The sequence below is a fragment of the Marivita sp. genome (assembly GCF_051251565.1).
GTDB lineage: Bacteria > Pseudomonadota > Alphaproteobacteria > Rhodobacterales > Rhodobacteraceae > Marivita.
Map to the genome: position 1 here is coordinate 1 of NZ_JBPOFB010000020.1, position 26,367 is coordinate 26,367.

Genomic DNA, 26,367 nt, shown 5'->3' on the forward strand with positions numbered 1-26,367 from the left:
GGAAAAGCCCCGTCGCCTTCGAGCGGAAAGTAGCTTAAACGAGCACTTGGGGCGGCACAGAAGCGTGACAGGTCCATCATCTGGAGCATCGATAGGCTTGCTCGTGACTTGCGTGATCTACAGGACATCATCAGCACTCTGAATGACAAAGGGGTCAGCATTTCGTTTCTGAAAGAGAAACTCACTTTCTCAGGAGATAGCGACGATGCGTTCGCTCGGCTTCAGTTGCAGATGATGGGGGCGTTTGCTGAGTTTGAACGGAACATCATCAGATCAAGACAAGCAGAGGGTATCGCTCGTGCGAAGGCTCGTGGCGTCTATAAGGGACGCAAGAAAACTACTGATGAAAATCGTCTGCGTAAGATGAAAGCTGAAGGTCACAGCGTCACAGAGATTGCTGAACTTGTTGGCGTCAGTCGGATGACTGTGTACCGGTCGCTGGGATGACCGCATAGGCAGCCCTGCACTTATATCACGAATGCCGCTAAGAAGATCAGTTCAGTTGGCGGCTCACTTCGAGACGTGCAGATGCTAGCAGGATATGCGTCACTTGCTGTTATCCAAAGATATATCGAAGGCGACGGTGAGGCACGGGCGAAGGTGGTGGAATTGGTTTAGTGCTGAACAGGCTGATGACTTGAGCTACCGTGGCAATCTTCACCGTAACCTGTACAAAGAAGCAAAAACTTACTAGCTCATGTGTGCAAATTACAAAAAGTGAACGAGCCCTTGAAAATAGATATCAACCAAATTGAGGGATACGCCTACGGTGCCGTACAGCCTTCAATCACTTTGCGTTTTTTGGAAGACACAATTGACGTACAAAAGCATGAAGCAGGCTTCAAAAAAATACTGGATCAGCTTCCTCGCTTTGAGGATGACCATAGGTTTTTCACTGGCGATGAAGCGATCGAGCACGCCACCCCACAAGCCCTATTCGTCACAATTTTAGATACGCTCAACCACTTCTGTGGAGACCAGAGATTTACACCTATTCGTGTGTTTGAAGAAGATCGATCGCAGTGCTTCTCCTTGCCCACGCTGTCTACTGCAATGTCACGATTTAACATGAACGCAATACAGGCACTGCTGAAGTTAGCGAACAAAGGCGCATTGGGCAAAGAGCTCGCTGGCTTTTTAGAAAAGCAAAAGCGTTTAGCAAGACAGTTTCTGCCGGCGGGCACAAATGCGGGTAACTTCATAGCGGCGGCAGCAGAGCGCAAAATCCCGTTCAAAATATTCAATGGAAGGCACATCATTTTTGGATACGGCAGTGGTTCACGTATTTTTAACAGCTCGCTAACAGATGAAGAGAGCGCAATCGGCGTTCAGCTGGCAAAGAGTAAAGTCGACACCAACCGACTACTGAAAATGTCAGGTATTCCTGTCGCCGAACAAGCACGAGTGCGGACCATTGATGATGCGATACGCTTTGCTGAAAAGATTGGCTATCCGGTAGTTCTTAAGCCCGAAGCTGAGGAACAAAGTCGGGGTGTTTATGCCAATATCATTGATGAGAGCGAACTAAAGGAATGCTGGAAACTTCTTTCTACTAGCTCGTACACATCAATATTGATTGAGAAGCACGTTCCTGGACATATATATCGTATCAACACAATTGATGGAGAGGTCGCTCGAGTAGTACGGCGGAACCCCCCAGTAGTCGTTGGAGACGGAGTATCTACCATAGATGAGCTTATCTCCGAAATAAACAAAGAACCTCTAAGAACGGATCCAAACTCTTCTGTGTCGATGATCATCGTTGATGAAGACGTTGTTAGAAGCCTCGCACATCAGTCTTTGACCACTAGCTCGGTTTTGGAAAAAGAACGCACGTGCTATATTAGTTCAAGCTGTCGAAACGATACTACAACTGACTTCTTAGACGATTTTCACCCAGATAACCGAAAGCTTTGCGAAAAAATCAGTCGTATCATGAGGCTAAATGTAACCGGAATTGACGTGATCGCTGTTGGTGCATCTCAGAGCTGGCGTGACGGAAATTTTGTCATTTGCGAAGTGAATTCACAGCCTCAACTAGGTGTTTCGCATATGCATATTTACGATGATTTTATTACGCAAAAAATCAAAGTGAAGCCGTTTATAAGGCTTATTGTATCTTCCGCCTCCCCAGATGAGAACAGTTTGTTCGACCCGATTTACGATAATATGGAGGTCAAGACATCGCCAGAGATTGCTTTACGGCAAGGCTGCCCGGTCCAGTATTTTAATGAACTCGAAATATCCGACGACGTTCCAGATGAGGAGCGGAAGAAGATTAAGCGTATGTTTGTCAGCGTTCAGCCAGAACTCGGTTAGTGATAAGTATCACTTGGTGGCATTGTTTATCTGAGACAAAGTTAGACACGAATTTAGACAAATTCCGCTAAGCCATTGATTATAAACGTTGTCGGTGTATTGAAAATCCTCGTGTCGGTGGTTCGATTCCGCCCCCGGGCACCATTAAAATATAATAATGTGTGTATTAGGTTATTCCGATGACGGGCGTCAGATTACCTGAAATGTTCATCGGTCTCAGTCCGGCATCTCTTGCGGGGTAGCTTACGGCGAGCAAGATAACCACAGCCACTATCCAGTCGACCGCGCTTTGAAACGATGGACGCATCATGGGCTTATTGCGCGGATGTAACCAAGAGCGGCTCAGGCGCTTTTTGTCGGAGAAGCCCCTTCTCTTGTCCTTCATTTTAGCCCATGATTGTAGGTTTTCTGGTCGCGCAGAGGGCAGGTCTGTGGTCGGCCCAGAGACTGGGCGACAACGGTTCGACAGTCATTTACGCACATTGACGTTCTGCGATTATCAAGTATCGCCAGAGCGCCCAGTCGAGGCGGTCCGTATGCCCTCAACCCATTGCTGCGCTCATGTCACATTCTGATGTTCCGAAAACGCATCGCTCGTGGCTTTGTCAGATGCCCCTCTGTGACCACTGTGCCTACTCAAAACGTTCGAAAACTCACCGATCAAATTTTGTGACCCGCGATCGAAATGTGCTTCACCTAACTTCACTTCCACAGTGAGGAGAGAATTGGAGCAGCATATCAGATCTGCAACACAAGAAATCGGAAAAGTTGTTTCTTCATGCCCTTCTTGATCAGGCTGTAAATGTCGTATGTCGATAGCTCGCATTTACCCCATGAACTACACAGCGTGCTATACACGGGTTAAAGATACAAATTTGGCAACGCCAAATGGTTTCGCGTTACTCAGCGTCACATTGCAACGTGTCATCGCACATCGATGGTGCCCTCCTTAACTTTCAGCGCTCACATTTCTCGAAAGAGAATCAACCCAAACACGGAAAATCTGGGCCAGAGGTGTCAGGTAAGCATGTTTAATGCTAATAGAGTCAGTGTAAATTCACAGCTCGGAGAGTACAAATTAATGTGGAGCCGCATGAAGAGCCCACTTTGGGCTGTGACCTCATATTTCAACCCATGCAAATATCAAAAAAGGTACGGAAATTTCATCAAGTTTCGGGAAGCACTGAGCGCACCGCTTGTTGTGGTTGAATTGGAAAAATATGGAGAGTTCGAACTCTCTAAAGATGATGCTGATATTGTCATCCAATTGCAAGGTGAAGATGCCATATGGCAGAAAGAAAGACTCATTAATGTTGGTATAAGTCATCTGCCTGATCATGCAGATTACGTTGCGTGGGTAGATGGCGATTTGGTTTTCGAAAACACTGACTGGGTGAAGGATACAATTGATAAACTAGCTGGTGGGACAGATTTGGTTCAGTTGTTTTCGGGGATTCTTCACCAAGGTGAGCATGAACAACAAAAATCTGCAGATTTTAGCATTTTTCCATCTGACTATGTTCAAGAGGTTTCCGTAGCAAAGGTTTTGCGTGATGGCGGAGACATATTTGATAGCATTGGTGTACGAAAATTTCATAATTTGCATAGTACCATTCACGTCCCCGCATCGGCGGCGGGTCATGCTTGGGCAGCTAGGATAAATAGAAAAACAAAAACACAATTTTACGACGCTAACATACTTGGGGCTGGAGATCGTATAGATGTTGCTACGTGTTTCACGCCTCAAGAGGACAGGGATAAGATTATCGAGCGCCATGTCATGTCCGACGCTCATTATCAGCACCAAAGAAGATGGATGAGAAACCAAGGAACCAGGACCGTTGGCTATACTCCCGGACGTGTCTTTCACTTTTGGCATGGTGACTTCAAAAATCGCCGGTACGCAGAGCGTAGTAAGATTTTGATTAATCATAATTTTGATCCCACAAGAGATATTGAATTATCCGATACCGGTGCGTGGCAATGGACGAGTCCAAGCAGCCAATTGGCTAAAGACGTTGCACATTACTTTAGAGGGCGGCGGGAAGATGGGTAAGTCAACAAGATCAACTTTAGGGATATCTGACGAAAACCATCGGACACAACTGACACTGCCCACGGAAGATGAGAAAAAACAACTATTGCACGGCCAGAATACCTAAAGATACACGCCACAATGCCTGGATATACTTGTTCCGTCTAACCAACCAAGCGACCAAGTCGGCCATATGTTTGCGGCTTGGATTACGCGCCATAGCCTTTGAGGATGCTAATTAGTAAAGGAAAGGTGGAGCATGAGCGTTGATCTCGCAAGCCCTTTGTGGGTTGTCACATCCTACTTCAACCCATGTAAATACCGAAAAAGATTTGATAACTTCCAAACTTTTCGGCAAAATTTGTCCGCACCGCTCCTCGTGGTGGAGTTGGAGAAAAACGGAAATTTTGAGCTCACTCAATCTGATGCGAATGTTGTTCTCCAACTAACTGGAGAAGATTCGATTTGGCAAAAAGAACGTCTAATTAACCTTGGAATTAGCGCATTACCAAACCATGTAAAATATGTCGCATGGGTAGATTGTGACGTCATTTTTGAAAATGACAATTGGATGTCTGAAGCAATTGCGAAAATGGACAATGGCGCAGGTGCAGTACAGCTTTTTTCCTCTGTTATTCATCAATCCAAGGAGCAATGTGCTGAAAATGTGCCAATTGCTTCCATTCCAAAAGGTGTAAAACATGAAATTGGAATGTCAAAATATATTGCCGAAGGAGGTTGTCTCTATGATTATTTTCGTCCACACGACTCGCTTAACTCGCATGAAAGTGAAAAGCAGATCAGGCCAGCACATGGCCTTGCATATGCCGCACCGATTGAACGTAAAACATCGCATCAATTGTATGATGCAAACGTTATTGGCGGAGCTGATACTGTCGTAATTGCAGCTGTCCAATCTCAAATTTCGGAATATCAGAATTTCTTTAGTATCTCATCCAGCCACTTTCGACACATGCAAGATTGGGCTGCTTGCGGAAAATCCGGGAAACTTGACTTCATAGATGGTCGAATACTTCATCTCTGGCATGGTGATTTGACCAACCGCCAATACTTAGCCCGACATAATGTTCTATTGCAGCATGATTTTGACCCAAATCGCGATCTTAGGCTTGCCGATAACGGTACTTGGTGCTGGACAAACCCTGATAGCCAACTTGCGAGAGACGTTGCCTCATATTTCCACGCGCGCCAGGAAGATGGTTGATGAAACCAGACTCCTATTTCTTGGCAACCGACCGCTGGATGTACCGAAAAGGCGCCGCCTTTGGAATGAAGGGCGCGTCGCTCACCATTCACATTAAGGTCAAGGACATTCCTGAGGCGGATTGGTCTGCGCTAAACGATCTGTTTGCTGAGATATTTGAAAACGATATACCTGCGATAGAGTGGCCCTCACCCTTGGTCGGGCCAGAAGCGTTGCATCATGTCGTCATGTGGATGGTCCACACCTTGAGGTGGGCAAAAATTCCAGTGCGCAAAGAGTATCGCGTCCTCTCCCCAAGAAACAAAGCTGGGACGGTCCAATTGGTCGTGCCCACTTTGAAGCCGCCTGCAACCATTGCCGCGTTCCGAGAGTTCTCTGCCGCGCTGCCTGATATCTTGCGTGCTTTGCCGGATCGAGCCGGGCTGGAGACGGTGATGCGCAAGCTTATGGTCGAAGTGCAGGCGTGCACTTACCCCCACCGCGTGCGCGGACAGAACCCCGTGTTCTTTCACTATATCGCGCAGAAAATGGACCTGCCCATTTTCGAGAAAGATGGCCCTTATCTTGTGCTGGGAACAGGTGTGCATGCGCACCGACTCTCAAGCACCATTACAGGTGCGACCCCCTCTCTGGCGGTGAAGTTGGCCCGCAACAAACATGTAACAGGTGAGTTATTGCGTAACGCGGGACTGCCCGGTGCGACGAACCTTTTGGTGCAATCACTTGAACAGGCTTGCACCGTTGCGCGGGACTTGACCTACCCCGTCGCAATCAAACCCGCGGATAAGGACGGCGGACAAGGGGTTTTTGCCGGAATTGAAAATGAAGAGACCTTGGCTTGGTGCTATGAGCGCACGCGCGAAGTGTCCAACGCGATCTTGATTGAAAAGCATTTTGAGGGAGTTGGTCATCGGATTACTCTGTTTCAGGGAGAGCTCATTTCTGCCACGCGAAAGCTTCCAGCCGGCGTAGTGGGGGATGGTTTGCGCGATGTCGCAGCCTTGGTGACCGATGAGCAGCAACAGCGAGACCTTGCAGAGAAAACGACAGACGCGCGGCGCGCGCCCTTAATCATAGACGAAGAAGCCATGGGCATGTTGCGCCAACAAGGCCTTGGTCCGGATGATGTGCCCGCCAAGGATAGATTTGTTACATTGCGGCGAAAGAACAACGCAAGCGCGGGAGGCTCTTCGGAACAGTTGGATTGGGATATAATTCACCCAGCCAACCTCGAAGTATGCATTGCAGCGGCAGATTTGTTGGGTCTGGACGCAGCAGGCGTGGACTTGCTTATTCCAGACATCACCGTGCCTTGGCATCAAAACGGCGCCCTGATTTGCGAAGTAAATGCGCAACCACAGGTCGGGTTTGAAGTTGCTGAGAGAATCGTGAAGCGTCTTTTTCCATCAGGAGCACGCATTCCGCTGACACTATTGGTTGCGCAAAAACCGAATGCCCTTTCCCTGGCGACATGCAACGCAATTGCGCAACAATTTTCTTGCAATGCGATCAGCACGGCAAACTTTATCGCTGCTGATGGTGTTGTGGTGCGCAGGTCATTCCAAAATGGGTTTTACGCTGCCCAGACTATTCTTACGGATCAAAGGACAAAAGAAGCGCTTTGCGTTCTGTCACTTGACGATGTCCTCAGGTCTGGATGGCCCACAGACACGTTCGATCGGCTTTTGATTCATCATGACGTCAAGGGATCACCCTTGGAACAACTGAAAACAGACGCATCGGGCTATTGTGAAAAGATCCTGCATTTGCGCCCAACCAACCGTAGCCCTCGTTAAAACTGTCAGAAATTAGAAAGAGATACCATGAATTCCAATTGGCTTCGGCAAGTCATCGAGACCCCAGAACTGCAAGGAATGGGTCATAGCCAATCTTTAGAGGATCTGAACCTTGGTTTTGGATGGGTGTATTACGGGCTGGCGCGCGCGTATCGCCCCAAGCATGTCGTCTGTATCGGCTCCTATCGTGGATTTGTCCCGATGATGTTTGCCCGCGCGTTGCGGGACACTGGTGCAGGCGGGCAAGTCACGTTTATTGATCCGTCTTTTGTCGATGACTTTTGGAAAACGCCATCACAGGTAGAGGATTGGTTCGAGCAATACGATGTACCCAATATCCATCACCATCAGATGACCACTCAGGAATTTAAGGCGTCGGGCCTGATTCAAGATCTACCGCCAGTCGATTTCCTATATGTAGATGGATATCACAGCGAAGATCAGGCCCGGTTTGACCATGAAACCTTCTTGCCTCATATGAACGAAAACGGGTTGGTCTTTTTCCATGACAGCGTCACGCGGAAAATGTCAGATATATACGGCACAGACGGGGCGTATCCCTATTCGGTTTGTGACTATATCTCGACCCTCGCGGCCCAAGATAACATGCAGGTGATTGATTTTCCCTTTGAAGATGGCCTTACATTGGTTCGCAAGACGACCGCCTCGGAAAAGCCTATGAGCTGAAGCCATAAAGTTCGCTCACGTTCTCGACGGGACTTACCCCAGCAATAAAGGCGATTTGCCAAGCCTTTTGGCGGGAAAAGGTATGCTTACATGCGGGTGCGGGTTTCAGGGTGAAGCGTGGTGTCTGAGGTGCCCAAGTCAACCAATTCGTCTGGGCCCGTTTCAAGATTGAACAGGATCAGGTCAAAACCTTCGCAGCGAATGTATTTCCAACGGCCACCAAAGATCATCTTGGTATGGGCACCTCTCGTCCATCCACGCGAACAGGCGGCCCAGATTGTCATCAAGCTGATTGATCAAGCCCAATAGGCTGGAATGACGTGTTCCCGCACATGGTCGCGCGAATAGCTGCGACAGACCCGGGCGTCCAAATAGGCGCGCATCAAAGGGTGTTTGGTTTCAAGTCCCGCATCTGCGCGCACCGGATCTATGATGTGACCCGCATCATTGATGTCGTGGTAGGGCGCGGCACGATATAAGGCCAATGCGGCTTGATATAGCTCAGGTGGCTCTGCGCCAAGGCCGCCCATCTTCTATCGCGTCTTGCATAATGGCCATGGCGCGATTGGTTATATAGGCGGTCTCGGAGTGCTCTTCCGGGACATCGGCGGCAAGACGGGAATTCTTCAAAAGCCAAACTGACAGTCCCTCTCCATCGTCACAAGCACCGGAATTGGCGAAATCTTCCCAAAGGCTTTCACTCTGATAACCCTGCGCAACGAGGTAGTCGTCATGGACAGACCAGTTTTGGCGCGGGCTGTTTGGCTGTGTTGCTGTCCGACGTGACAACTCCCCTAATCTGGGTGTTTGATCGGCGCGATTGCACTTTCCCAATCGTCGAACTGGCAATGCAGCTGAAACGGAACCGGCGCTAACGCGTTGCGCTGAAACTTAGGGTTCAGGGCTGACAGACACCACGCGGCCACATAGGGAAGCGGGACCAAAGCTCTTGCGCGTTCAGACGACTTTCCTGGTAGGAGCAGCCTGAAGAAAAACAGGCCCATTTGTGCCATTGGAGTTTACCTGCCGCCGTTGGCCTAGGCGCATCGCCGGCTTCTCAATCCAACGCCATGACAGGTAGGCCAGCACGGCAAGGATCGGAAGCGCTACTGTGAAGATCTCCATCGGGCTGGGAACTGTACCGACAATCCCAATCATCGCCATCACAACAAGCTGCTGTATTGGCCAGCCGTAGATATATACGCCATAGCTGATGTCATGCGGCATTCCTTTGGGCGCAGCCCCGAGATAGGCAAGACACAAGACAGAATAACTGAGCGCTGCAATGATCATGTAGATTGCAATCGGTTCCGGCAGGCGCGGTGCGAGTGTCACGACCAGCAACCAGACAATGCACGCCACACGCCCACTGATCGGAAGTAAGTGCGCAACACGGTGCGCAACAACCCCGAAGAGGAACGCGACGACGACATAACGTCCTTCGGCAAGCAAGAATGCGAAGCCGCCTTGCGCGCTGTCCGCCAGCAAATGTCCAACCGACGCGAGGAAAAGCACAACAGCGGCATAGGTCCAAAAGACCAAGCGACTGCGAAAGAACATCCCTGTTGCTGCGAAAATCCCAAGCAAGGCGTAGGCGGCAACTTCATGGCGTAAAGACCAGACTGACCCGTTCAAGGCGTGCGGGAAAGGCAATCCTTCAAACGCACCCGGAGCTTCGAAAAGGATAGCGACCAGCGAAATCAGGCGCAGGGCGTAGGTCATTCCCTCAACCAGTCCGGCATCGGTCCAAGCGCCAAGTCCAATCAACAGCATCGGTGTCAGAACGGCACATACCATCAATGCCGGGAAAATCCGAAACAGGCGTGCAATCGTAAATCCAAAAAGATCCGTTTCGCGGCGACGCGCACTTTCCGTCACAAGTAGCCCTGAGATAAAAAAGAACAGGTAGACAGCGTATTGGTGAAACCCGTGGATGGTAAGCCACGCAAAGGGCACCTGAACCTCGGGCCCAAATGCAAGATACCAGCTATGTCCGAGCACCACCAATATAGCCATAGATAGCCGAATCTGATCAAAGTGGTTATCACGACCGCCGATTTTGTCTGACAGACGCACCACCGGCTTTCCAACCGTCGCGCCCTGGCCAATCCCAAAGCCGGGTATCTCGACCACGGCCTTTAGCGCGGCGGAGGTTCACTTCGCGGCGCGGTCCAATCCGCACATTCTGGCGAGGCGGTGCATAACGGTTTGGGAAAGGGTGGTCATTTTGGGTCTGCACTCCGATAGCCCGACGCGCAGAACCACGATGGTACTGCACGGTATTCTTACTACACAGTGAGATTCATTCCGGGGCTGCGCAGGAGGATAGACCTGTGGGGCGATCGGATAGGGTTTCGCCTTTTTATTGCCGAGCATCGTGCAAATCGATGCGGCACGCGCCGCAAACACTGCCAAGGCCATTCCTAAAGACCCGAGATTTAGAACAGATATGCGGCCCTTGGCGATCCATTTGAATTCCTCCGCACCGAATGATTCTTGGTCGCATGACCTTTTTGACCGATCCACACGCACGCAAAACAGCCTGACCTTTGCTTCCAGAACAATCAGCCCTCCTAGCAACCGCTCAAAAATTCATCATCAATACCGTGACGCCGCGCGTCCAAGACGGATAAGGTTTCAGTCTCGCGGCATGTCGATGATGCTGTTCGAAGCAGCGCATCTAGGGTTCCGCCTCTTTTCGTAGTCAGAGGGTCTGGTCCGAGAGATGCCACCACAGCGGCAAATTCCGTTCGGTACACGGCGGGGCAAAATCCCGGGAGAACACTGCGAAACGGGATGTCCGATCTCTCCAGTTCCGCCTCGGTCAGCCCGACGATGCGCAATTGGCGGAACGCTGCAAGAAGGGATGTCCCATGTCTGCACTTCGTCATTTCGCCATCAGCGCGGCCACCATCGCGGCTGTTCTTGGATCGCCACTCTCCGCACAGGAAAAAACTGAATTTCGGATCGCATGGTCGATCTATGTCGGCTGGATGCCATGGGGCTATCTCGAAGAGTCGGGCATCATGGACAAGTGGGCCGAAAAATACGGTTTCGACATCGAGATCGTGCAGATCAACGATTATGTTGAGTCGATCAATCAATACACCGCTGGCGCGTTTGACGGTGTGTCTGCGACCAACATGGACACGCTGTCGATCCCAGCGGGCGGCGGTGTAGACACCACCGCTCTGATCGTGGGCGACTTCTCCAACGGCAATGACGCGGTTATCCTCAAGGGCGACGGCGATCTGGCAAGCCTTGCCGGCAAGCCAGTCAACCTCGTGGAGCTTTCGGTGTCGCATTACCTCTTGGCTCGCGCCTTGGACAGCGCCGGGTTGCGCGAAGCCGATCTTGCCAGCGTGATCAACACCTCCGACGCAGACATGGTCGCGGCGTTTCAAACTGACGACGTCGAAGCGGTGGTCACATGGAACCCGCTCGTTTCGGCAATCCTTGAAGACCCCAACGCGACCAAGCTCTTCGACAGCTCTGACATTCCCGGCGAAATCATCGACCTGATGGTCGTCAACACAGAAACGCTCGCGGCGAACCCAGATTTCGGCAAAGCCATGGTCGGCGCATGGTACGAAGTGATGAACCTGATGGCGGCAGGCGATGAAGCCGTCCTGACAGCCATGGCCGAAGCGTCGGGAACCGATCTGGCGGGTTACAAGGCGCAGCTTGCCTCAACCGAAATGTTCTACGATCCTGCCGAGGCCGTCGCATTCACGCAAAGCGCGACATTGCCAGAAACCATGGTCAGCGTGGCGGAGTTCCTGTTTGACAAGGGTATCCTGGGCGAAGGCGCGCCATCTGCCGATTTTGTCGGCATCGTCTATCCGGACGGGTCCAACACCGGCGATCCCAACAATGTCCAGTTCCGCTTTGACACGACCTACATGCAGATGGCTGCGGACGGCGCACTTTGAGCATGCTCTGCCAACGGGTTTGACATGAGACTGATCAATCGTCGGCCGGGTGTTGCACTCAAGACTGTGCTGACCCTCCTGCCTTTCGTGTTGGCCTTTATCGCCTACTCGATTGGGTCGGACATTCGGTTGGCGGAAAACCCGTCAGACAAGTTGTTGCCCGCACCTTCGACCATTGCGGCCACTGCAGAACGCTTGTTCACCGAACCTGACCGCCGGTCAGAACGAATCCTGCTGTGGCACGACACAGCCGCCAGCCTGACGCGGCTCGCCCTGGGTGTCGGTATTTCGGCTGCGTTGGCCATGATCGTTGGCTTGGCGATTGGACTGCTGCCGCATGTGCGCGCAACTTTGGCGGGGTTTGTTGCAGTTCTGTCAATGATCCCGCCTCTGGCTGTACTGCCAATCCTGTTCATCGTGTTCGGTTTGGGAGAGCTGTCCAAAGTTGTGCTCATTATCGTTGGCATCCTGCCCTTTCTGATCCGGGACTTGAGTCAACGCGTTCTTGAAATACCCAGAGAAATGATCGTGAAGGCGGAGACATTGGGCGCGTCGAGCCTGGTCATTGCATTGCGCGTCGCCCTGCCACAACTATTGCCGCGCCTCATCCAGTCAATCCGCCTGTCACTGGGCCCCGCATGGCTGTTTCTGATCGCGGCCGAAGCCATCGCGTCAGAGGTTGGTCTTGGATACCGCATCTTCCTTGTCCGACGCTTCCTCGCCATGGATGTGATCTTGACCTACGTGCTGTGGATCACGCTTTTGGCCTTCGCTATGGACTTTGCCCTGCGCTGGTTATCTCGCAAAGCGTTCCCGTGGACGGAGGCAAGCTTGTGAGCTTTGTCACCGCCGCGAACGTCTTTCAGTCATATGGCAATCGCCCCATCCTCGAACGCGTGAACGTCGCAGTGGACGAAGGTGAATTCGTCTCTATCGTTGGCGCGTCCGGGTGCGGGAAATCCACCTTCCTTCGTTTGCTTCTGGCACAGGAACAACCCACGCGCGGAGAGATCCGTATTGCCAACGCCCCGCCTGCCTTGGAGCCGGGTCTGGACCGGGGAGTCGTCTTTCAAAGATACTCCGTCTTTCCGCATATGACCGTGCGCGAGAACATCGTGGCGGGCGAAAGCTTTCGCACCACATGGGGCAGCTTTTCCGGCGCCCAGAAGAAGGCAGCGCGCGACCGCGCGGATGAGACCCTCGCCCGCATCGGTCTCGATCACGTCGCGGACCAATACCCGGCGACCCTGTCGGGCGGGATGCAGCAACGTCTTGCAATCGGGCAGGCGTTGACTGCGAAACCGCGTATCCTGCTGTTGGACGAACCCTTTGGCGCGCTTGACCCGGGAACCCGGAACGCAATGCACGATTTCCTGACGGACCTGCGGGCCGAGACGAAAATGACCGTCTTCATGGTTACACACGACCTTGAGGAAGGGTTCAAGCTGGGTGACCGGGTTCTGGTCTTTGACAAGCCGCGATGGGACCCCACCGATCCCAACGCCTACGGCGCAACCATCACCTACGATTTTGACGCCCGAGACGGCGGCATCCCGTTCCAACGCATTCTGGAGGACACCAATGCACATCGCTCCAACTGACCGCACACGGTCACGCCATCCTGCTGATCTAGGACACACGGACCGCAGATTTCATCATCCTGACCTGACCAAGCTGCGCGGCTGGAAAGCGATGCAGGCCGAAGCCGATCTGCCCGAGGGCCGCTGGGACGAAGAACGCCGCTGGGCACTGCGCATGGGCCTGACTGGTGCCGATACGATCGAGGACAAATCCATCCCAACCTTCGCGCGCGGAGAGCTGCCACATTACGCGGGCATCAATACTTTCCTCAAGGCGCCCTATGCCGAAGACGTGACAGAGGTAAAAGATTATGATGCCACGGTCCTAGGCATCCCGTTTGACGGCGGCACCACCTACCGCCCCGGCACCCGTTTCGGTCCTCAGGGCCTGCGCAAGATCAGCGCGCTTTATACGCCATACAATTATGAACTTGGTGTCGATCTGCGCGAACAGATGACGCTGTGCGATGCGGGCGACGTTTTCACGATCCCAGCCAATCTGGAAAAGTCGTTTGATCAGATCAGCCGCGCCGTAAGCCATGTGTTCTCGTCCGGCTCCCTGCCCATCATGATCGGCGGCGACCATTCCATCGGTTTTCCCTGCGTGCGCGGCATTGCCGAATGCACCTCAAAAAAGATCGGGATTGTCCATTTTGACCGCCACGCGGACATTCAGGAAAAAGACCTTGATGAACGCATGCACACGACGCCGTGGTTCCATTCAACCAACTTGCCCAACGTGCCTGCCAAGAACCTTGTGCAGGTCGGCATCGGCGGCTGGCAGGTGCCACGCGAGGCGGTGAAGGTGGCGCGCGAACGCGAGACCAACATCATCACCATGGGCGACATGGAAAAGATGGGGATCGACAAGACTGCGGAGATGGCGCTTGAGATGGCGTGGGACGGGGTTGATATGGTTTACCTGTCATTTGACATCGACAGCATTGATTGTGGATTTGTGCCGGGCACCGGCTGGCCTGAACCCGGCGGTTTCCTGCCGCGAGAAGCGCTGGCGCTGGTCTCGAAAGTGGCCGCCGAGGGGATTTGCGGCATGGAACTGGTCGAGGTGTCGCCGCCCTATGACACGTCAGACATCACCGCCCTGATGGGCACACGGGTGATCGTTGACGTGCTGGGATCACTGGTCGCGTCGGGCAATCTGGGCAAACACAAAGCCCATATCGACAAACCGGTCACCATTCCGCACGGCGACTTTGAAGGAAAGCGGTGGTCCAATGCCACATGACATCGTGAACGGCCATATCGGCCACAACCATGACCACGACCATCTTCACAGTCACTTGCCGCCCGAGGACGAAGCTGCAGCGCTACAGGTGCTCACAACCCAGTTCATCGACGGGTTCGTCTCGGCAGCTGACAAATCAGCATATCTTCGCCTTGCCGGTGTACCTTTTGAACGGACTGGTAAGGGCGGTGAAAAAACGCTCAAACTCGTTGATGTTGAACTGAAGACGGAATGGCAGGTGGGCACCGCATCGCCATCGTTTGGGTCTCGGGAATTAAGCTATCTGCCATTCCCCGGTGAGATGATCGCTGAACGCACGAATATGTCCCTGGTGTATGTGTCGCTGGCCGAGAAAACCCATCTCGACATCAGGGACTTCCTTGGCCACCGGCTTCGAGAGCACAGGCTGTGACGCGCAAAAAGTGCCGCAGTTCTAACGTTGCTCAAGCGCGTTTTCCCACTCCGTCAAGAAAGCCCGACGGTTGAGTGGATCAAGATACACCATCAGCGCCGGGCCAAGGCGGATGGGGCCAAAGCCGACACGGTTTCTGGTCCCGGAAAACCCAAGCGGCGGCAAAGGCCAAATTCCAGGGGCATCGCGTTGTCCTAGGTCGGCTAGCATGTCGATAAACGCGCCTGCGGCTTGGATTTCCTGCGCAGTCGTCGGAATGATCGCGGTGCGCAAGATGACATTGGCAAAATCCTGCATCCCAAGGATTTGCACCCGCCCGCCGGAATCGCGTGCAAGCCGTTCGGCGGCATAGCTGCCCAACACATTATAGGCCAGGGCAAGCCTGCCTTCGGCCACATCGTCGATCATCTGGCCTGAACAACAGTACAGTTGCGGGTTCAGGCGCCCCATGACCTCGGACAGGCGCCAATAGGCATCGGTTGACCGCGCTTCTTGGGTGGCGAACAGATAGCCAAGCCCACTGTCGCGGACATCATACGTGCCCACCGCGCCGTCAAACCGTTCAGGAAATTCCCGAAGCAGCGTGATCAGGTCTTGCCGGGTTGTCGGAAGCTCGAGCCCATCGAATTGCCGCGTGGATAGAACCACGACTGCGGGCTCTGCGGTGAACGCAAAGATCAGATCCCGCCAACGCGCCCAATCAGGCAGGGCCGCCGTCTGTTCGGATGTGTGGCTTTGGGCAAACCCGTCATTGGCCAATTGAAACTGAAGATCCATGGCTGACGACAAAGCCAGATCAAACGCAACCCCGTTCCGAATGGCGCGGGATAACTCGGCGGACGACACCACCGTATAGTCAATGGAAAGGGCGCGCTGATTGGATTGAAACGCCTTCACATATGGCTCGAAGACATCAAGATCCGCTGTCGATATGACACGCAAAACCCGATCCCCTGTGCCGGGAAAGAACCTGTGATCCTCGATTTCCAATGCAGACACGACGGTCGCAAGGCAGCTCAGGATGAGGGCAAGACAAGCGTAGCGCATGTGCCTGCGGCTCCTTTTCGTTGTTCAAGCTCAAGACGCCCGCCATGTGCCGTGAGCACGTCTTTGACGATCGTCAGGCCAAGACCGGACCCGACAATGCCTTGGGTGTTCGTGCCACGTTGAAAGCGGTGCGTCAGGACGTCAACCGGACCGTCCCCCAAACCAGACCCTTGATCCGTCACAGTGATGCGGATTTCCTTGTCCTGCTCTGTGACGGATATCCGCACATCGGTTTCGGGCGGCGAATATTTGATCGCGTTATCCAGAATGTTGCGCAGAGCATTGTCCAACAGCACCGGGTCGCCTTCAACATGTGCGGGCACCGCGTCGATCTTGAGGTGTATGTCCTTCATAGACGCAGTGGGCTCCAGGGCGGCCGCGGTTTGGCGGACAAGGTCGGACAGGTTGATCGGAGATCGCGCCAGATCGTCGGCACGGTAGATCACGGTTGCATGGTCAAGCAATTGCCCCGCTGACCGCGAGCTTTCATCAACCGCGCGGATCATCTGGCGAAGGCGCTGTTTCTGGTCTTCGTCCTTGGCGGAGCGCAACGCGATTTCGGCCTGCGCGCGGACAGTCGCCAGCGGTGTGCGGATGCGATGTGCGGCCTCTGCAATAAAGTCCTCGGCGCTGCGGATGGACTGCCCGAGACGGTCCATCAAACGGTTGAGCGACGACATCAGTGGCGCAAGCTCTGTCGGAGCAGCGCGCCGCAAGGGCCGCAGATCTGACGGTCCGCGCCGCGACACCGCCGCTGCAATCTCGTTCAACGGCCTAAGCGATGCACGCGCGGCAAAGCCCGAAAGGGTTACCGCCACCAGAAAGAACGCCACCGACAACAGCGCGGCAAGTTGTGACAGCTCTGCCGAGATCGACGCAACCCCGCCCCGTGTCTGCGCCACGGTGACCGTCACGGGAACGGGCTGCGTCCCTGCCAGCACCAACCGTGTCACGGTGGCCATGCGCACCTCTTCGCCGCTGTATTCGCCCGTGTCGAACACCACCTGACCAACCACGGCTTCCAGCTCGGTCGGGACTGGAAGGTCGGCATACCCGGTCAACACCCGTGTGCCATCGGTCACCCTGTAGAACACCCGGTCCTGACTGATCGCGCCCAGCATCGAAAACGCGGAATAGGGCAGTTCAAGGCGCACCTCGCCCTGTTCACTGCGCAGGGTTTCGGCAATGGTGGTCACCGATGCCGCCAACACGTTGTCTTGCGTGCGCTCCGCCGCCTGACGCGCAAGACCTGTGACCATCCACCAGCTGAGCACGGACAAAAGGGCGGCGACACCCGCCAGCAAGAACGTCAGACGACGTCCGATTGATCCTGTGCCTGTCACGCTTCGTCGGTCTCCATCCGGTAGCCAAGGCCCCGCACGGTTTCGATCCGCACGCCCATCCCGTCAAGCCGACGGCGCAGGCGGCCGACATAGACTTCAATGGCGTTCTCGGACACTTCGGCATCATAGGTGAACAAGCGATCCATAAGCTGACTTTTCGACAGGATTTGACCTCGGTTGCGGGCAAACACTTCGAGCAGACGGATTTCGCGGTTGCGCAAATCAATCGACCCGCCACCATGCCGCAGCGTACCAGCAAGCGGATCAAACACGGCATCGCCCAGCGCGATCTCGTTGCGGGCCTCACCGCCGCGGCGACGCAGCACCGCGCGGCACCGCGCTTCAAGCTCGGAGAAATCAAACGGCTTTGTGATATAGTCGTCCGCCCCCTGATCCAAAGCGCCAACACGGTCAGACACCTGCGACCGGGCCGTTAGCACGATTACGGGGGTTTCCAGATGCGCCCGGCTGCGCGCCAGAAAATCGCGGCCATCGCCATCGGGCAGCATCACGTCCAACAGGATCAGGTCATAGCGCGCGACGGCAAGACAATCCTCGGCCTCCGACAGGCTGGCGGCATGATCGACGGCATGCCCATCCAACGCCAGCCGGTTCACGATGGCCTCTGCCAATTCCCGATTGTCCTCGACGAGTAGGTAGCGCACCCGGTGTCTTCTTTCCTAAACCATGTCAGGCTTGTGTCAGGTTACTGTGGTGAAGTCAGACCATGGGCGGCAGAGGACCGCCTGTCAAATGGGAGGATAACCAATGAACACTCTTGAGTGGTCACGCCGTGCGCTTATTGCTGCGGCCACTGCAACTGTTGCCGTATCCGGCATCGCATATGCCGGCGGGCACCAGAAAATGGAATCAGTCCATTTCCTAATTCCCGGCGGCGCCGGCGGCGGCTGGGACGGCACAGCGCGTGGCACGGGCGAAGCGCTGATGAATTCCGGTTTGGTCGGAACAGCGACTTATGAAAACATGTCGGGTGGTGGTGGTGGTGTTGCCATCGGAAACCTGATCGAAAACGCGGCAAGCAGCCACGGCACACTGATGGTCAACTCGACCCCGATCGTGATCCGCGCGCTGACCGGTGAGATTTCACAAAGCTTCCGTGATCTGACGCTTGTGGCGGGGACTGTTGGCGATTACGCGGCGCTTGTCGTGAATGCAGACAGCCCTCTCAACACGATGGAAGAAGCGCTCGCCGCATACCGCACAGACCCGAATGCTTTTGCCATTGGTGGCGGTTCGGTTCCAGGCGGCATGGATCACCTTGTTGCCGCGATCGTTATGCAGGCCGCAGGCGAAGACCCCACCGCGTTCAACTACATCGGTTATGACGCTGGTGGCGAAGCGATGGCAGGCCTTCTGTCGGGCGAGATTGATGCGCTGTCGACTGGCTTTTCCGAAGCGGTAGCTTTGGCAGAACAGGGCGAAGTCCGCATTCTTGGCGTCACCGCACCCGACCGCGTGCCTGCGTTCCAGGATGCACCCAGCTTTGCCGAACAAGGCATTGATGCGCAATTCGTCAACTGGCGTGGGTTCTTTGCTGCGCCGGATCTGCCGGCAGAGCAACTGACCGCGTATCAAGACATGCTGGCCGCAATGATGGAAACACCCGAGTGGGAAGAAGTCCGCGCGCGTATGGGTCTGGTCAACATCTTCCGCCCAGGTGACGAATTCAAAACCTTCCTTGAAGGTCAAGAAAAGCAGATCGGTGATCTGATGCGAGACCTCGGATTCCTCTGATCCCTCCGGCGATCTGAAAAGATCGCGGGGTCTTACACAGCGGATGCCCGGCTGGCGTGACCGGCAATGGGCATCCGCGCCTCCATACCTTATTTCAAATCACTCGGGAGGGACGAGAGATGGCGCTAGATCGCTGGATCGCTCTGGCCTTTATCGCGCTGTGTTGCGTGTATGGCTATGCAGCTTTTTTCACCATGGACGACCAATTGCCGCCAATCCTACAACGCAACCCCGTGTGGCCATCGACGTTTCCAAAAATCCTGACAGTTCTTGGTATTGTTGTCGGACTGATTGTCCTCTTCACGTCCAAGCCCGCTGACTCTGGCCCCGCAAAAGACGGTACAATCGATCTGAACCGGCTGGGGGATTACAATGTTGGCCAAGCGCTTGGGTTGCTCGCGCTGATGGTGGTCTACGCCCTGACGCTGCGCCCACTGGGATTTGTCGGCTCAACTGTCGGCTTTCTGGTGCTTGGTGCCGTTATCCTGGGCGAGCGACGCTTTCACATCCTGATCCCCGTAACGGTCATCGCCGCCGGGTCGATCTGGTATCTGGTCCAGGAGGTGTTGGGTATCTTCCTACGCCCGTGGCCCGGCATGTTCATGTAAGGGGGGACTCGACATGCTCGAAGGAATTCTGATTGGTCTCACCGCCGCAGTCACCCCGTTCAACCTGATGATGGTCGTGATGGGATGTGTCATCGGGACTTTGATCGGCATGCTGCCGGGGCTTGGGCCTATGTCGATCATCGCCATCATGATCCCCGTGGCCATTGGTATTGGCGATCCCACAGCGGCCTTGATCCTGCTGTCCGGCGTCTACTACGGCGCAATCTTCGGAGGCTCGACATCGTCCATCCTGCTCAATGCACCGGGGGTCGCCGGAACGGTGGCCACCAGCTTTGATGGCTATCCCATGGCCCGAAAGGGGCAGGCGGGCAAAGCACTGACCATCGCCGCCGTAGCCAGCTTTGCGGGCGGGACCATTGGCGCGATCCTGTTGATGATCTTCGCCCCTGCCCTGTCATCCGTCGCGCTGCTGTTCCATTCGGCCGAATACTTTGCCCTGATGGTGGTCGGCCTTTCGGCCATCGCCGCTTTTGCAGGCACCGGACAGGTCGCCAAAGCGCTGATGATGACGCTTCTGGGTCTGATGCTTGGGACCGTTGGCGAAGGGGCATTGTCGAACATGCCGCGCTTCACCTTTGGGATGATGGAGCTGCAAACCGGCTTTTCCTTCATCACACTGGCCATGGCCATGTTCGCCCTGCCCGAAGCGTTGTTTCTCGTGATGAACCCGATGCGCGCCGTGAGCGGCTCTGACGGCGACAGCGGCAAGATCACCAATATGCGGATCACCGGCGCCGAGGCACGTGCCATTGCACCTGTGATCGGACGTCAATCCTTGCAGGGCTTCTTTATCGGCGTTCTGCCCGGTGCGGGTGCAACCATCGCATCATTCCTTGGCTACGCTGTGGAACGCAACATCGCCAAAGGCGCCGAGCAAGAAGAGTTCGGCAAAGGGTCGATCAAGGGCCTTGCCGCGCCCGAGACAGCCAACAACGCCGCCTGCACCGGATCGTTCGTGCCCTTGCTAACGCTTGGTATTCCCGGCTCTGGCACCACGGCCATCCTGTTGGGAGCCTTGCTTGCCCTGAATGTGACGCCGGGGCCGCGCCTCATGACAGACACACCAGAGGTGTTCTGGGCAGTGATCATTTCGATGTATCTGGGCAACCTCGTTCTGTTGATCCTGAACCTGCCACTGATCCCGTATATCGCCAAGATCCTGACGATCCCGCGCACCTTCCTGATCCCATTCATCCTGTTCTTCACCTTGATGGGCAGCTACCTTGGGCAGAACAATTCCACCGAATTGCTGATCCTTGTGGGCTTTGGTGTGATTGCCACGATCCTGCGCTTTGCGGATTATCCGCTGGCACCGCTGCTGATCGGGTTCATTCTGGGCACCATGCTAGAGAACAACTTTGCCCGCGCGATGCAGCTTTATCGTGGCTTTGATTTTGTCCTCGAACGCCCGATGACACTTGGCCTGTTGGTTCTGGCGCTGCTTCTTGTGGTTCTGCCAAGCTATCGCGGGTACCGCGCGCGCAAACGGGCCGAGGGTGTGGCCGATGGTGACTGAACACGGTCCCGGGCCCCTTGACGGGGTCCGGGTTCTTGACCTGACGAATGTGCTGGCCGGGCCGTTTGCCTGCCACCAGCTTGTGCATCTTGGGGCCGAGGTGATCAAGGTCGAGGCGGTTGGGCGCGGTGATCTTGCGCGCAATCTTGGGGCCGATTCCACCCTGTCCGCCAAGGGCATGGGGATCAGCTTTCTCGCCCAAAACGCGGGTAAGTCTTCGATCACGCTGAACCTCAAGGATGCACGCGGTACAGAGGTGCTCAACCGTCTCGTGGCCGACGCGGATGTGCTGGTCGAGAACTTCCGACCCGGCGTCATGGATCGCCTTGGCATCGGGTATGACGCGCTGACGCAGATCAATCCTCAACTGATCTACTGCGCCATTTCCGGCTTTGGCCAAACCGGCCCTTGGGCGGATCGCCCTGCCTATGACCAAATCGTCCAAGGCGTGTCTGGCGTGATGTCGATCACCGGCGATCCTGACAGCGCGCCGTTGCGGGTGGGATATCCGCTGGCTGACACGATCGGCGGGTTGACAGCGGCCATGGCGATAAGCGCCGCGCTGAACGCCCCCAGCCGCGGGACATTCATTGATGTGTCGATGCTCGAAGCGGTGTTGGCGACGATGGGATGGGTTGTGTCAAACCATCTGGTCGGCGGCGTAACGCCCCAACCGAATGGGAATGAAAACCCAACGTCGGCCCCGTCAGGGGCGTTTCAATGTGCCGATGGGTTGATCAACATCGCGGCCAATAAAGACGAACAATGGGTGATCTTGGCGCGCCACCTCGGACGCGACGATCTGTTGACCGCCCCCGCCTTTGCCACCCGCGAAGACCGCAAGGCGAACAGACTGCGCCTCAAGGCCGAACTCGAAACTGTTCTCACAGAACGGTCCGCGCAGAATTGGGCGGAAGAGCTGAATGTGCTTGGTGTCCCGGCGGGTGCGGTGATGACGGTACCTGACATCCTGGCACATCCCCAAATCAGCGGTCGAAATTTTGTCACCCGGTTCGACACAGTGCCCGGGATGGATCAAGGTGTTGACCTTGTCTCAATCGGTGCGATGTTTGACGGCACGCGCCCAAAGGCGACAACGCCTCCCCCGGCGCTGGGACAGGACGCAATCAGGATTTTGACAGATCTGGGCTACACCCCAGACAAGATAGACGTGCTGCGCCAGGAGGGCGTGATTTGACCGAAAACAACGATGTGTCAGATTGGTGGCGGACCAAGATCATCGACATGGAACCGGGACGCATCCATTTGCGAGGCCAACCGGTTCAAGACCTGATCGGCAATATCGGCTTTGCCCAGATGATCTGGCTCATGGTGACCGGCGAAAGTATCACCGGACCGCGTGCAGCGCTGTTTGAGGCCGCACTTGTGTCCGCAGTGGACCACGGCCCCCAAGCGCCCTCAATCGCGGCAGCCCGGATGGCCGCGACCTGTGGCATTGGCCTGCAATCGGCCATGGCAACGGGCCTCAATATGCTGGGCGACGTGCATGGCGGCGCGGGTGAACAGGCGGTCACGCTATATAGGCAGATCGAGACCGCAGGCATAGACGCCCTTGCCGAAACTCTGGACACATGGCGCGCGTCACATGGGCGGTTCATTCCGGGGTTCGGCCACCGGTTTCACAAGCCGGTCGATCCCCGCGCGCCCCGGCTTCTTGGACTGGTGGACGATGCGGCACTGGAGGGCGCTGTGTCCGGCGCATACGCCAAGATTGGCCGCGCCATTGAACGCCATTTGGCCGAAGAACGCGGCAAACCGGTTCCAATGAACATCGACGGGGCAACGTCGGTGATTTACGCAGAGCTTGGGTGCCCTGCCCCGCTGGCACGGGGGTTCTTTGGCCTATCCCGGTCGGTCGGAATTCTGGCCCATGCCTGGGAACAGACCCAGCAAGGCGGGCGAAACAAAGGCCCAACACCCCCCGCGTACCGATGGACCTATGATCAAGACTGACGCGTTCAAGGCGACAATGCTGACGCTTGTGATTGGCGCAATCGGTGCCGTTCTGTTCCACCTCATAGGCTTTCCAGCAGCGTTCCTCACCGGACCGGCAACGGCCGTCGCCATAGCATCCGTGGTAGGGTTGCGGACCCATGTCCCGCTTCGGCTTTGCGATGTTGTGTTTCTCATCATCGGCGCGCAAATCGGAAGCACGGTCACCTCCGAGGTGATTGACGCCGCGCTGACATGGCCGCTGTCTTTTGTGGTTTTGACACTGACCCTTGTCCTGATCCTTCTGGTCGTTCCCGCGACCTTGAAACGGTGGTTCGGCCTTGATCGCATCACTGCATTCCTTGCCTCGGCACCCGGTCATGTGACCTTTGTGCTGGGCCTCTCAACCGACATGAAAGCCGATGTCGCCCAAGTCGTCCTGATCCAGACCATGCGGGTCTTTTTGCTGACATTGCTGGTGCCCGTATTGATCGCATTCTGGGGCATTGAGGGCACAAGCACGTATGTCGTGCAAGAAACGGGTGCGCCGTCCACCCTTGCACTGGTCCTTATCGTGGCCCTCCTGCTTGGGCTGCTTTTAAAACGCCTGCGCGTTCCTGCCCCCCTCTTGCTAGGGGCGATGGCTGTGTCTGCTATCGGATATGGCAGTTCGGTGGTGTCCGGGATCATTCCTGCATGGATCACGATTTCAGCTTTTGTGTGTATGGGCGCGCTGATTGGCAGCCGGTTCAGCGGGATCGCGGTGTCACAGATGCGCGCGGCGTTTTCCGCAGGCTTACTGAGCACGCTGCTTGCTTGCATCGTCGCCGCCATTGGGGCGTACATCGCGGCGCTGCTGATTGGTCTGCACCCGGCGGCGCTGTTTCTTGCGTTTGCGCCGGGTGGCGTAGAGGTTATGGCCGCGCTTGCAATCGAGACGCAGCTGGAGCCTGCCTTGGTCGCGGCACATCACGTCTTTCGCCTGATTATTCTCGGCGTGCTATTGCCGCTCTTTGCCATCAGATACCGCGACGCCTGAGCGCGGATCGGAACAGCGCAGCAACCGATTGAAGCTCATCGAGATATGAGCGCGTTGAATTTGCGCGACAGCCTCAAGATCGTCCGAGCGCAGCGCAATCTGGATGGCTTCCAGCTCGTGCAGAAAAATCCTGTATTCCTCATTGAGGTCGAGTTCTGCTTTGATCGCACGGACCAACCAGAGGCGCTTTGTTTTGTAATAGAGACGCTCCAACACCTGCTGCAACGGGACGTTGGCCGTCAGTTGTAGCAGCGTTTCGAACACCTCCATGTCAAGCAGAGTAAAGCTCTGCGGTGTGCCCGTGGCAATCATATCCGCCGCCCGGTCGATCAGGTTTTGCCAGCATCTCCGAAACGCCGAGTTGGGTGCCACCGGATCAAGCCGCCCGGTCAGGGCCGTCAATTCGACCCTGAGACGGTACGCCTGTTCAAGCTCTTGGATATTGGCGTCGGTGACAATCGTGCCCACACCGTGCACCGAATGCACCAGGCCTTCCTCTTCCAGACGCGCAAGAACGCGCCGGACGGGCGTGCGGCTGGTGCCAAACTCTTCGGCAAGAGCCGTTTCCGACAGCTGTGCACCTGGAGGATGATCAAGCAGACAAATGCGCTGGCGCAGGTCAAAATGCATCGCCGCGTGGCGGTCCTTGACCGTCAGCGCCGTGTCCTCGTGCGATGTGCCCAAAAGGTCAGGCACGCAGCCTGTTTCCCAGCTTTTCCAACATGCCAAGACATTGCGCCAATTGTTCAATCGCAATGAACTCATCCGCCTTGTGCGCCTGTTCGATCGACCCCGGACCGCAGACAACGACATCTGTGCCCAGCGCCTGGAAAAGCCCGGCTTCGGTTCCAAACGCCACCACGTCACAGCGATTGGCCCCGGTGAGTTCTGAAACGATGCGGCGGGCTTCGTTGTCATCCGTGGGCAGCAGGCCCACCACTTCGCCGATCACATCGGTGGTGATAAAGGCATCAGGGTGCACCGCGCGCATCTTTGGCAAGAGTTCGGTTTCGCAATACTCGCGCAGGCTGGCTTTGACGAACTCCGCATCCCCCGGCTGAACCGGACGCATTTCCCAATCGACCTGCGCCGAGGGTGCGATGACGTTATGCGCCACGCCGCCAACCAACGCGCCAACGTTGACCGTTGTCCAAGGTGGATCAAACGGCGAGTCCTTTGGTGCGCGCGCCCGCAACGCCTCTTTGAGGCCAAGCAGGTGGTTCACATAACGGACCGCATATTCGACCGCGTTCACACCGTGATCTGGAATTGACCCGTGCCCCGCCAGCCCATTGAAACGCGTCGTATATTCGTTGCAGCCTTTGTGCCCGTCGATGATCCGCATCTCGGTTGGTTCGCCGATGATGGCAACCCCCGGCGTCAGCCCCCGCTCTGACAGGACATCTGCCAGATGCCGCGCACCGAAACAGCCGACCTCTTCGTCATAGGTGAAGGCAAAGTGGATGGGTCTGTCGCGCGTGCAGGCGGCAAAATGGGGGGCCATTGCCAAAGTTGCCGCAATGAACCCTTTCATGTCACAGCTTCCGCGCCCGTACAGACGGCCCTCAGACGGGTCCATCTGAAACGGATTGCGGGTCCAGGCCTGATCGGCAACCGGGACAACGTCGCTGTGCCCGGACAGGACGATTCCACCGCTTCGATCCGGTCCCAACGTGGCAAACAGGTTCGCCTTGGTCCCGCATGGCGACGTCATTACGTCACAGCGTGCGCCAACATCGTCCAGCAGGGTCGCCATGTGGCCGATCATGTCCAGATTGCTGTCTGCCGAAATGGTCGGATAGGCGATCAGGTCGCCCAGGATTTGCGTCGTCCGGTGAAGGTGGTCCACTGCC

25 protein-coding genes, 1 pseudogene and 1 riboswitch are annotated in these 26,367 nt (G+C 55.5%); of the genes and pseudogenes, 18 read left to right on the top strand and 8 right to left on the bottom strand.

Features of this window, described 5'->3' with window-relative positions; all coding sequences use genetic code 11:
* Positions 1-45 precede the first annotated feature (45 nt).
* The 7 genes and pseudogenes from ACSHXH_RS16875 to ACSHXH_RS16905 form a co-directional block, all read left to right on the top strand.
* A pseudogene (locus ACSHXH_RS16875) lies at positions 46-306 on the top strand (recombinase family protein); the annotation flags it as partial.
* The gene (locus ACSHXH_RS16880) at positions 292-447 is read left to right on the top strand and encodes a helix-turn-helix domain-containing protein (protein ID WP_435673003.1); all 156 of its coding nucleotides are present in this window, start codon (positions 292-294) and stop codon (positions 445-447) included. The pseudogene ACSHXH_RS16875 and the gene ACSHXH_RS16880, both read left to right, overlap by 15 nt.
* Before the next feature lie 282 nt (positions 448-729).
* Positions 730-2,319: an acetate--CoA ligase family protein gene (locus tag ACSHXH_RS16885; protein ID WP_435672969.1), complete on the top strand. Its 1,590-nt coding sequence runs from the start codon at positions 730-732 to the stop codon at positions 2,317-2,319.
* Positions 2,320-3,412: 1,093 nt separating this feature from the next.
* Entirely contained in the window at positions 3,413-4,375 is a 963-nt protein-coding gene (locus ACSHXH_RS16890) for a hypothetical protein (protein WP_435672970.1), read from the top strand.
* 238 nt (positions 4,376-4,613) lie between these two features.
* Positions 4,614-5,579 carry a hypothetical protein gene (locus tag ACSHXH_RS16895; protein ID WP_435672971.1) on the top strand — a complete coding sequence of 322 codons (966 nt, stop codon included), beginning with the start codon at positions 4,614-4,616 and terminating at the stop codon, positions 5,577-5,579.
* On the top strand, positions 5,579-7,375 hold the full coding sequence (locus ACSHXH_RS16900) for a hypothetical protein (protein WP_435672972.1): 1,797 nt from the start codon (positions 5,579-5,581) through the stop codon (positions 7,373-7,375). Before ACSHXH_RS16895 ends, ACSHXH_RS16900 begins: the two co-directional genes overlap by 1 nt.
* Positions 7,376-7,402: 27 nt before the next feature.
* Entirely contained in the window at positions 7,403-8,062 is a 660-nt protein-coding gene (locus ACSHXH_RS16905; RefSeq protein ID WP_435672973.1) for a class I SAM-dependent methyltransferase, read from the top strand.
* 86 nt (positions 8,063-8,148) lie between these two features.
* On the opposite strand, the gene ACSHXH_RS16910 is transcribed toward ACSHXH_RS16905, so the two are convergent.
* From ACSHXH_RS16910 to ACSHXH_RS16920, 3 genes are all read right to left on the bottom strand, one after another.
* Entirely contained in the window at positions 8,149-8,346 is a 198-nt protein-coding gene (locus tag ACSHXH_RS16910) for a hypothetical protein (protein ID WP_435672974.1), read from the bottom strand.
* Positions 8,347-8,358: 12 nt separating this feature from the next.
* Positions 8,359-8,592, bottom strand: coding sequence for a hypothetical protein (locus ACSHXH_RS16915; RefSeq protein WP_435672975.1), 234 nt, complete (start codon positions 8,590-8,592; stop codon positions 8,359-8,361).
* 427 nt (positions 8,593-9,019) lie between these two features.
* Complete coding sequence (locus ACSHXH_RS16920) at positions 9,020-10,195, bottom strand: acyltransferase family protein (protein ID WP_435672976.1); 1,176 nt, start codon at positions 10,193-10,195, stop codon at positions 9,020-9,022.
* A gap of 536 nt (positions 10,196-10,731) precedes the next feature.
* Positions 10,732-10,844, top strand: a riboswitch (guanidine-I (ykkC/yxkD leader).
* Between the two features lie 91 nt (positions 10,845-10,935).
* On the opposite strand from ACSHXH_RS16920, the gene ACSHXH_RS16925 reads away from it, so the two are divergent.
* Genes ACSHXH_RS16925 through ACSHXH_RS16945 form a run of 5 tightly spaced genes read left to right on the top strand, consistent with a single transcriptional unit; the run spans position 10,936 to position 15,232 of the window.
* On the top strand, positions 10,936-11,994 hold the full coding sequence (locus tag ACSHXH_RS16925) for a putative urea ABC transporter substrate-binding protein (RefSeq protein WP_435672977.1): 1,059 nt from the start codon (positions 10,936-10,938) through the stop codon (positions 11,992-11,994).
* 24 nt (positions 11,995-12,018) lie between these two features.
* Positions 12,019-12,831 carry an ABC transporter permease gene (locus ACSHXH_RS16930; RefSeq protein ID WP_435672978.1) on the top strand — a complete coding sequence of 271 codons (813 nt, stop codon included), beginning with the start codon at positions 12,019-12,021 and terminating at the stop codon, positions 12,829-12,831.
* A complete protein-coding gene (locus tag ACSHXH_RS16935) occupies positions 12,828-13,595 on the top strand; it encodes an ATP-binding cassette domain-containing protein (protein WP_435672979.1) in 768 nt (255 codons plus the stop codon). Before ACSHXH_RS16930 ends, ACSHXH_RS16935 begins: the two co-directional genes overlap by 4 nt.
* Entirely contained in the window at positions 13,576-14,820 is a 1,245-nt protein-coding gene (locus ACSHXH_RS16940) for an agmatinase family protein (RefSeq protein WP_435672980.1), read from the top strand. Before ACSHXH_RS16935 ends, ACSHXH_RS16940 begins: the two co-directional genes overlap by 20 nt.
* Positions 14,810-15,232, top strand: coding sequence for a hypothetical protein (locus tag ACSHXH_RS16945; protein WP_435672981.1), 423 nt, complete (start codon positions 14,810-14,812; stop codon positions 15,230-15,232). The genes ACSHXH_RS16940 and ACSHXH_RS16945 overlap by 11 nt, the downstream gene beginning before the upstream one ends.
* A gap of 21 nt (positions 15,233-15,253) precedes the next feature.
* On the opposite strand, the gene ACSHXH_RS16950 is transcribed toward ACSHXH_RS16945, so the two are convergent.
* Genes ACSHXH_RS16950 through ACSHXH_RS16960 form a run of 3 tightly spaced genes read right to left on the bottom strand, consistent with a single transcriptional unit; the run spans position 15,254 to position 18,287 of the window.
* Positions 15,254-16,279 carry an ABC transporter substrate-binding protein gene (locus ACSHXH_RS16950; RefSeq protein WP_435672982.1) on the bottom strand — a complete coding sequence of 342 codons (1,026 nt, stop codon included), beginning with the start codon at positions 16,277-16,279 and terminating at the stop codon, positions 15,254-15,256.
* Positions 16,249-17,622 carry a sensor histidine kinase gene (locus tag ACSHXH_RS16955; RefSeq protein ID WP_435672983.1) on the bottom strand — a complete coding sequence of 458 codons (1,374 nt, stop codon included), beginning with the start codon at positions 17,620-17,622 and terminating at the stop codon, positions 16,249-16,251. Before ACSHXH_RS16955 ends, ACSHXH_RS16950 begins: the two co-directional genes overlap by 31 nt.
* Positions 17,619-18,287 (bottom strand): response regulator transcription factor, encoded by a 669-nt coding sequence (locus ACSHXH_RS16960; RefSeq protein ID WP_435672984.1) that lies wholly within the window; start codon positions 18,285-18,287, stop codon positions 17,619-17,621. The genes ACSHXH_RS16955 and ACSHXH_RS16960 overlap by 4 nt, the downstream gene beginning before the upstream one ends.
* A gap of 103 nt (positions 18,288-18,390) precedes the next feature.
* On the opposite strand from ACSHXH_RS16960, the gene ACSHXH_RS16965 reads away from it, so the two are divergent.
* The 6 genes from ACSHXH_RS16965 to ACSHXH_RS16990 all read left to right on the top strand — a co-directional run bounded on the left by ACSHXH_RS16965 (position 18,391) and on the right by ACSHXH_RS16990 (position 24,514).
* Positions 18,391-19,377 carry a tripartite tricarboxylate transporter substrate binding protein gene (locus ACSHXH_RS16965; RefSeq protein ID WP_435672985.1) on the top strand — a complete coding sequence of 329 codons (987 nt, stop codon included), beginning with the start codon at positions 18,391-18,393 and terminating at the stop codon, positions 19,375-19,377.
* A 119-nt stretch (positions 19,378-19,496) separates the two neighbouring features.
* Positions 19,497-19,985 (top strand): tripartite tricarboxylate transporter TctB family protein, encoded by a 489-nt coding sequence (locus ACSHXH_RS16970; RefSeq protein ID WP_435672986.1) that lies wholly within the window; start codon positions 19,497-19,499, stop codon positions 19,983-19,985.
* A 13-nt stretch (positions 19,986-19,998) separates the two neighbouring features.
* Positions 19,999-21,522 (top strand): tripartite tricarboxylate transporter permease, encoded by a 1,524-nt coding sequence (locus tag ACSHXH_RS16975; protein ID WP_435672987.1) that lies wholly within the window; start codon positions 19,999-20,001, stop codon positions 21,520-21,522.
* Entirely contained in the window at positions 21,512-22,720 is a 1,209-nt protein-coding gene (locus tag ACSHXH_RS16980) for a CaiB/BaiF CoA transferase family protein (RefSeq protein ID WP_435672988.1), read from the top strand. The genes ACSHXH_RS16975 and ACSHXH_RS16980 overlap by 11 nt, the downstream gene beginning before the upstream one ends.
* The gene (locus ACSHXH_RS16985) at positions 22,717-23,496 is read left to right on the top strand and encodes a citryl-CoA lyase (protein WP_435672989.1); all 780 of its coding nucleotides are present in this window, start codon (positions 22,717-22,719) and stop codon (positions 23,494-23,496) included. Before ACSHXH_RS16980 ends, ACSHXH_RS16985 begins: the two co-directional genes overlap by 4 nt.
* On the top strand, positions 23,483-24,514 hold the full coding sequence (locus tag ACSHXH_RS16990) for an AbrB family transcriptional regulator (protein ID WP_435672990.1): 1,032 nt from the start codon (positions 23,483-23,485) through the stop codon (positions 24,512-24,514). Before ACSHXH_RS16985 ends, ACSHXH_RS16990 begins: the two co-directional genes overlap by 14 nt.
* Here the strand turns inward: ACSHXH_RS16990 and ACSHXH_RS16995 are convergent.
* Positions 24,476-25,210: a GntR family transcriptional regulator gene (locus ACSHXH_RS16995; protein ID WP_435672991.1), complete on the bottom strand. Its 735-nt coding sequence runs from the start codon at positions 25,208-25,210 to the stop codon at positions 24,476-24,478. The genes ACSHXH_RS16990 and ACSHXH_RS16995 overlap by 39 nt on opposite strands.
* Positions 25,203-26,363: an acetylornithine deacetylase gene (argE, locus tag ACSHXH_RS17000; RefSeq protein ID WP_435672992.1), complete on the bottom strand. Its 1,161-nt coding sequence runs from the start codon at positions 26,361-26,363 to the stop codon at positions 25,203-25,205. The genes ACSHXH_RS16995 and argE overlap by 8 nt, the downstream gene beginning before the upstream one ends.
* Positions 26,364-26,367: the final 4 nt, after the last annotated feature.